The organism is Kamptonema sp. PCC 6506, from assembly GCF_000180455.1.
Classification (GTDB): Bacteria; Cyanobacteriota; Cyanobacteriia; order Cyanobacteriales; family Microcoleaceae; genus Kamptonema; species Kamptonema formosum.
In genome coordinates this window covers 1-4,671 of sequence record NZ_CACA01000184.1, presented here as the reverse complement: position 1 = coordinate 4,671, position 4,671 = coordinate 1, and the positions used below count along the sequence as shown (strand labels likewise).

The following is a 4,671-nucleotide window of genomic DNA, read 5'->3' as shown; positions in this document are numbered from 1 at the left end:
ACTCCGATGCTTCAGTTGTTTCGCCGCCTTCTTTTTCGGCATAAGCCTTGAGGCCGCGAGCGATAGAAGTAGGAACTTGATTGATACCCACAGCCAGCTTGGTAGCTACACCATTGATAGCACCGGCAATTTGAGCCATGAGTTGTTCCTTGGACGGAAGATCCGCCAGCGCTTTAATATCAGCTTCTTTTAAAAGCTTCCCTTCCATAACGCCGCCGCGAAGGGTACTCTTCTTAGAGGCTTTTTGGAACTCTTGGTAAGCTTTAATCGCGCCACTGATATCTTCTTTGACAAACACTAAAGCAGAAGCACCTTTCAGTAATTCCTGCATCGGTTGCCATTTCGCGTCGCCCTCAACAGCAATTCGCATCAGCGTATTTTTGGTCACTGTGCAACTGCTACCTTTTGGACGCAGACGACGACGCAAATCTGTGATTTCCGCAACAGATAGCCCCTGATAGTCAATGATGACTGCCAGTTGCGACTGACTCAAGCTGTCCTTGAGTTCAGTAATGATTTCATTTTTCTGCGCTACGGTTTTGCCCATACTTGTCTCACCTCCTTTAAAAATCCCAAACTGCCAATCAAAAACCCCGACTTTCAAGCCGGGGCAAGGAAATAAAAATTAAAAATTAGAGATTAAAAATTAAAAATTAGACATTTTTAACTTTTACTTAATTTTAAGTTTTTACTTTCTTAGCCTCGGCAGGAAATTAAGGTGTTAACACCTGCTGTCTATGGCTTATTGATTTGTATTTGTATTCGTTAATGGTTAACGGTTAACAGTTAACCGTTAACCATTAACAATTACGCTGCATCAAGTTTTAGATCGCGCAGAGCACTAATATCAACTTGAATTGACGGCCCCATCGTTGCTGATACATACATCGTCCGCCAGTAGCGGCCTTTAGCACCAGAAGGACGGTTGCGGTCAATGGTTTCTTGCAAAGCGTGTAGGTTAACTAGCAAGTCTTCAGCAGAAAAAGCTGCTTTGCCGAACATGACATGAACAATGCCTGTGCGATCGGCTCTAAATTCTAGCTTACCACCTTTAAACTCTTCGATCGCCTGTGCCAAATCAAAGGTGACAGTACCACCTTTTGGAGAAGGCATCAAACCGCGAGGGCCTAGCAAGCGGCCCAATTTTGCCACTTGTGCCATCACGTCTGGTGTGGCAATCAAGCGGTCAAAGTCCATCATGCCTTTCTGAATTTCATCGATTAATTCTTCAGAACCAGCAATGTCTGCGCCTGCATTTAAGGCTTCTTTAACTTTTTCACCCTTGGCAATTACCGCAATGCGGACAATTTGACCAGTTCCTTTGGGTAGCGATACGGTTGTCCGCAACTGCTGATCCGTATATTTAGGGTCAATTCCTAAGCGGATATGTGCTTCAGCAGCTTCGGGAAATTTAGCCGTTGCTGTTTCTTTGAGGAGTTGTAGGGCTTCTAGTGGTTGATAAACCCGGTCTTCTACTTTCTTTTTGAGCTCTTGGATTCTGCGAGACTCTTTTTTTGCCATTTTTTTCTCCTGGGGTTACTAACGAAGCTCTGCCTCTCCCCCATAATTGATTTTACTTAGCTTTTGGATTTAAGATTGAAGGATCAATCTGCGATCGCTACGCCCATATTCTTTGCCGTTCCTTCCACGATTTTCATCGCGGCATCAATGTCATTAGCATTGAGGTCTGGCATTTTCGTTTCCGCAATTTCCCGTAACTGACTTCGGGTAATCGAGCCGACTTTTTTGCGGTTCGATTCGCCTGAACCCTTGGCAATGCCGGCTGCTTTTTGAATTAGCACCGACGCTGGCGGGGTCTTGAGAATAAACGTAAAACTCCGGTCTTCAAACACCGAAATTTCTACCGGCACCACTAGACCTGCTTGATCGGCAGTTCTGGCGTTGTACTCCTTACAAAACATCATGATGTTGACACCATGTTGACCCAAGGCTGGGCCGATCGGAGGTGCTGGGTTGGCTTTTCCCGCCGTAATCGCCAACTTAATTACCGCAACAATTTTCTTTGCCATTAGTTAGCTATGTTTCTGAACCTGATTAAACTCTAATTCTACGGGCGTATCGCGTCCGAAAATTGAGAGCAATACTTTGAGCTTATTCCGTTCTGGGCTGACTTCAATCACGTCACCTTCAAAATCTTTAAATGGCCCAGAAAGTACCACAACGTGATCTCCTGCTGCCATTGAAACTTTGACAACTGGCTCTGCTTCCTGAGTTTGTCTGAAGATCCGCTCTACTTCTGAATTACTCAGAGGTAGGGGTTTGACGTGCCCCCGTCCCCGCCCGTAGCGGCGTTTTTGCTCTGCCCCGACAAAGTTAATCACATTCGGGGTATTTTTAACAATTTGCCACGTTTCTTCGTCCATTAACATTCGGACGAGTACGTAGCCGGGAAAGACTTTTTCGTCTGAGTGCCGACGTGCGCCATCTTTGCCCAGTTTGATCGCGGGAGTTTGAGGGATTTCTACCTCAAGGATGCGATCGTTCACATCCAATGTTTGAATCCGCTGCTCTAAGTTGGCTTTGACGCGCTTCTCGCAGCCGGAAGCTACCTGAACGGCAAACCAGCGGGCTTCAACCGGCGGAAGTTCCGGCGCGTCTGCCTCCGACATTTGTGTAGAATTCAGAGATTCTTCTGATGCAAAAGTCATGGTGCAAACACCTGTGCCGCTGCCCAATTAAAAAAGTTATCTACTAGGTAGATTAGGCTTGCCGAGAGGATTACCATCAAGACTACGGCAAAGGACTCACTCACTAGCTGCTGCCGGCTGGGCCAAACCACTTTTTCGAGTTCTTCTTTCGTTTCCTTGAAAAAACTCGTCGGGTTGAACCCAGGCGCTGTTTCTTTTACTACTTGTGCTTCGTCTTTCTTCGCCACGATTGCTAATCCCCTTTGCGATTTTAGATTTTAGATTTTAGATTTTAGATTGTTTAAGCGATTCGCAGGCTTAAGAATTTTAAACCTAAACGGCTCACTCACTATCCCAAATCTCGAATCCGCGCATTGAGCCTCTGCTGATTTGGCAGTTAACCTCAATGTTTCCTGACTAGCACTGCTTTGTGTAAAGCAGTAATTTTACAGGCGCAACTGAGAATTAAGACGCGAAACAAAGCGTCTGTTTCTGCCGTTTTTTGTGAATCGCCCACACAGTTAATTCTACCCAAAAGTTGGCGATTTAGGCTGGATGTAGCCATAAATCTCGGCGCTTTCGGGCAGAACTTTAAAAGTTGGTGATTCAGCGCGCCCTGGAGGACTTGAACCCCCGACATCAGGTTTTGGAGACCTGCGTTCTACCAACTGAACTAAGAGCGCATCCGGTTTGACTTGACTGGGTTAACCTCTAGATTCCTAGTCTAACAGAATGCGATCGCGAACGCAAGCGAAATTCTCAAGTTTGGCAAAAACCAAGTTTTGATGCCCATTTTTACAAGGGGCGATCGAAGCGTTGTTTGATGCGGGTGGCTTTGCCGACGCGATCGCGCAGGTAATATAGCTTGGCGCGGCGTACTTTCCCTCTGCGGATGATTTTGATGGTGGCAATGCGCGGTGAGTGGATCAGAAATACCCTCTCGACTCCTACGCCTTGAAACACGCGGCGGACGGTAATCGTTTCGTTGATGCTGCCGTTGCGTTTAGCAATGACAGTGCCTTCGTAGGGTTGGATTCGTTCTTTCCCGCTTTCTACAATTCTCACGCCGACTCTTACGGTGTCGCCTACGTGGATTTCAGGAAGTTCTTTCTTGAGCTCTACTTTGAGCTTATTGATTTCTTCCGTCTCAATCGAGCGGACGATCTCTGCACATTTCATAAAATTTTGCCGAAACTCACAATCTACTATGATATGGCAAAAGCGGACGCTAAATCAAGTGTAAATAATTTTTTATGTTGGATGTCTCTTGGGCTGACTTTTTCCAACTGGGAGCGATCGCACTCCTGGCTTTATATCTCGCCGCGAATTTGGGTGCGAATGATGTTGCTAATTCAATGGGGACATCGGTAGGGTCAAAGGCTTTGACTCTGCCGCAGGCAATAATTGTCGCTGGAATTTTGGAGTTTACAGGAGCCTTGTTTTTTGGTCAAGGGGTATCGGAAACTCTAGCGACGGGTGTTGTTAATCCAGAGGCCTTCGCTGCCATGCCCCAGTTATTCTTAATTGGTATGGTTTCAGTGTTGGTCAGTTGTGGGTTATGGCTACAAATCGCTACCAGTTTGAGTTTGCCTGTTTCTTCTTCCCATGCGGTGGTAGGTGCGATCGCGGGTTTTAGTTGGGTGGCGGCTGGAATTGGTGCCGTTCGCTGGCAAACTATTGGTACGATCTCCCTGACTTGGTTGGTTACGCCTGTAGTCAGCGGTGCGATCGCCGCCTTATTTTACAGTTTAGTAAAGCGTTGGATTCTCGATCGCCCAGATCCCTTAGAACAACTACGGGAATGGATTCCCTGGTTGAGTGCAGCACTATTGGGGATTTTTGGCGTAATTGTACTGCCAACTGTGAGTATACCGTTACAAAAGATAGTCTCAGAGCAGTTAGGCTGGAATTTACCTACTCACGATATTGCCATTTTACTAGGTGCGATCGCCACTTTTTCCCTTACTACCATCAGTTGGCAGCAATTGGGAAGAGAGGGGGGAGAGGGGGGAGCAGAGGAGCG

8 protein-coding genes, 1 tRNA gene and 1 other annotated feature are annotated in these 4,671 nt (G+C 46.6%); of the genes, 1 reads left to right on the top strand and 8 read right to left on the bottom strand.

Annotated elements, in window-relative coordinates:
* From rplJ to rplS, 8 genes are all read right to left on the bottom strand, one after another.
* On the bottom strand, positions 1-547 hold a 547-nt coding region (gene rplJ, locus OSCI_RS09960), incomplete at its 3' end, for a 50S ribosomal protein L10 (RefSeq protein WP_019487549.1).
* Positions 548-576: 29 nt separating this feature from the next.
* Positions 577-759, bottom strand: a sequence feature (ribosomal protein L10 leader region).
* Positions 760-807: 48 nt separating this feature from the next.
* On the bottom strand, positions 808-1,521 hold the full coding sequence (rplA, locus tag OSCI_RS09955; protein WP_007354808.1) for a 50S ribosomal protein L1: 714 nt from the start codon (positions 1,519-1,521) through the stop codon (positions 808-810).
* An 83-nt stretch (positions 1,522-1,604) separates the two neighbouring features.
* Positions 1,605-2,030: a 50S ribosomal protein L11 gene (rplK, locus tag OSCI_RS09950; protein ID WP_007354807.1), complete on the bottom strand. Its 426-nt coding sequence runs from the start codon at positions 2,028-2,030 to the stop codon at positions 1,605-1,607.
* Between the two features lie 3 nt (positions 2,031-2,033).
* On the bottom strand, positions 2,034-2,669 hold the full coding sequence (gene nusG / locus OSCI_RS09945; RefSeq protein WP_007354806.1) for a transcription termination/antitermination protein NusG: 636 nt from the start codon (positions 2,667-2,669) through the stop codon (positions 2,034-2,036).
* Positions 2,666-2,896: a preprotein translocase subunit SecE gene (gene secE / locus OSCI_RS09940; RefSeq protein WP_007354805.1), complete on the bottom strand. Its 231-nt coding sequence runs from the start codon at positions 2,894-2,896 to the stop codon at positions 2,666-2,668. Before secE ends, nusG begins: the two co-directional genes overlap by 4 nt.
* A 155-nt stretch (positions 2,897-3,051) precedes the next feature.
* The gene (locus OSCI_RS28375) at positions 3,052-3,213 is read right to left on the bottom strand and encodes a hypothetical protein (RefSeq protein ID WP_019487550.1); all 162 of its coding nucleotides are present in this window, start codon (positions 3,211-3,213) and stop codon (positions 3,052-3,054) included.
* Positions 3,214-3,258: 45 nt separating this feature from the next.
* Positions 3,259-3,331, bottom strand: a tRNA-Trp gene (locus tag OSCI_RS09930).
* A 112-nt stretch (positions 3,332-3,443) separates the two neighbouring features.
* Positions 3,444-3,827: a 50S ribosomal protein L19 gene (gene rplS, locus OSCI_RS09925; protein ID WP_007354803.1), complete on the bottom strand. Its 384-nt coding sequence runs from the start codon at positions 3,825-3,827 to the stop codon at positions 3,444-3,446.
* A 74-nt stretch (positions 3,828-3,901) separates the two neighbouring features.
* Here rplS and OSCI_RS09920 point away from each other — a divergent pair.
* The coding region (locus OSCI_RS09920; protein WP_168371089.1) for an inorganic phosphate transporter at positions 3,902-4,671 on the top strand (770 nt) is incomplete at its 3' end.